We start from the raw sequence: 1,946 nt of genomic DNA, 5'->3' as shown, positions 1-1,946 counted from the left end.
TACGGCTCGGCGGCGTCGAGCCAGTCGGCCCGCCCGGCCAGCACGCCGGCGCCGAACGGGGCGTAGAGCTTGTGCCCGGACAGGGCGAGGTAGTCCGCGCCCAGGGTGGCGAGGTCGACGGGGGAGTGCGGCGCGAGCTGGGCGGCGTCCACGACGATGCGGGCGCCGTACCGGTGGGCCACGTCGGCCAGCCGCCGCACCGGCCAGATCTCGCCGGTCACATTGCTCGCGCCGGTGACCGCGACCAGAACCGGCCCGCCCTGCGCCGGTCCGGCCAGCCCGGGCCCGTCAAGCCCCGGCCCGTCCAGCCCGCGCACGCTCCGCAGGGCTCGCTCGAGGGCCGCGACGGCCTCGTCCGGGCTCGCCGGCGTGGGCAGTCGCAGCGGGCGGCGCCACGGCAGCAGGTTCGCGTGGTGCTCGCCGTCGAAGACGATCGTGGTGGCCTCGGCCGGCAGGGCGCGGGCGAGCAGATTCAGCGCGTCGGTGGTGTTGCGGGTGAAGATCACCGTGTCGCCGGGCCGGGCGCCGAGGAACTCGCCGACGAGGTCGCGGGCTCGCTCGTACTCCAGGGTCGAGGTCTGGGAGCGGATGCCGGTGCCGCGGTGCACGCTGCCGTACCAGGGGAGCAGGCTCTGCACGGCGTCCGCGGCGGCGCGCACGCAGGGGGCGGTCGCGGCGTAGTCCAGGTGGGCGAACGGGACCGTCGTGCCGTCGGGCAGGTCGACGGTCAGTTCCGCGCCGACGACGTCGAGGTCGGTGTGCTGCAGGACGAGGGACATGGTGCTGCCTCCGGGAGGTCGGGGACCCCGCCCCGGGGCCCGCGCTTGCCCGCGTCGGTGTCGACGCCGGCCCGGTCCTCACCCGGAGCACCCCATCGCGAACACAAGGGTTGCCGGCCAGCAAGCCGGGGCTTCGCGCTGGCACTCATGACCTGAAAGCACCGTAGCAGAGCCGCCGGGGTCAGGTCTGCCGACCGGTGACGGTCGTTACAAACTCCGGCCCGGGCATCGACCCGCGGCGGCGGTCCGAGCTATCTTTCGGCCTCGCAATACCCATCGGCTTTATAGGATTCGACGGTGCATCCGTGATTCAGATCCAGGGTCTGCGCAAGACCTATCACGCCGGCCGGCGTGCCTCCGTCGTCGCGGTCGACGGCGTTGATCTCAGTGTCGCCCGGGGCCAGATCTTCGGCGTGCTGGGACAGAGCGGCGCGGGCAAGAGCACCCTGCTGCGCTGCGTCAACCTGCTGGAACGCCCCGACGCCGGGACCGTGGTGGTGGACGGCGTCGAGCTGACCGCGCTCAAACGCGGACCGCTGCGCGCGGCCCGGCAGCGGGTGGGCATGGTGCATCAGCATTTCGCGCTGCTGGCTTCCCGTACGGCGGCCGGCAACGTCGCCTTCCCGCTGGAGGTCACCGGGGTGCCGCGGGACGAACGGGCGCGGCGGGTGGCGGAGCTGCTCGAGCTGGTCGGGCTGAGCGAGCGCGCGAACGCGTACCCGGCGCAGCTGTCCGGTGGGCAGAAGCAGCGGGTCGGCATCGCCCGGGCGCTCGCGGCCGGGCCGCAGGTGCTGCTCTCCGACGAGGCCACCTCCGCGCTGGACCCGGAGACGACGCGGTCCATCCTGGATCTGCTGCGCGAGCTCAACCAGCGGCTGGGACTCACCATCCTGCTGATCACCCACGAGATGGACGTGGTGAAGCGGATCTGCCACGCCGCCGCGGTGATGCGCGACGGCCGGTTCATCGAGTCCGGCCCGGTCGCCGACCTGCTGCGCCGGCCCGGTTCGGAGCTCGCGCAGGGGCTCTTCCCGCTGCCGCCGGCCGAGCCGCGGCCGGGGGAGACGCTCGTCGACGTCACGGTCAGCGGCGCGGCGGCCGACGAGCCGATCGTGGCCGATCTCGCCCGCGGGTTCGACAGCGACGTGCGCATCGTGCGCGGCGCCG

General features: G+C 73.9%; 2 protein-coding genes and 1 riboswitch. Of the genes, one reads left to right on the top strand and one right to left on the bottom strand.

Going from position 1 to position 1,946, the window contains the following annotated elements; all coding sequences use genetic code 11:
• On the bottom strand, positions 1-779 hold a 779-nt coding region (locus AB0C29_RS46025), incomplete at its 3' end, for an aminotransferase class V-fold PLP-dependent enzyme (RefSeq protein ID WP_360834358.1).
• 36 nt (positions 780-815) lie between these two features.
• Positions 816-932: riboswitch (SAM riboswitch) on the bottom strand.
• Between the two features lie 152 nt (positions 933-1,084).
• On the opposite strand from AB0C29_RS46025, the gene AB0C29_RS46020 reads away from it, so the two are divergent.
• Positions 1,085-1,946, top strand: an 862-nt coding sequence (locus tag AB0C29_RS46020; RefSeq protein ID WP_360834356.1) for an ATP-binding cassette domain-containing protein, incomplete at its 3' end; no start/stop codon positions are given.

The sequence above is a fragment of the Actinoplanes sp. NPDC048791 genome (genome assembly GCF_040650095.1).
Taxonomy (GTDB): domain Bacteria; phylum Actinomycetota; class Actinomycetes; order Mycobacteriales; family Micromonosporaceae; genus Actinoplanes.
The sequence above is the reverse complement of the archived record's forward strand: the minus strand, read 5'-3'. Positions and strand labels throughout refer to the sequence as shown.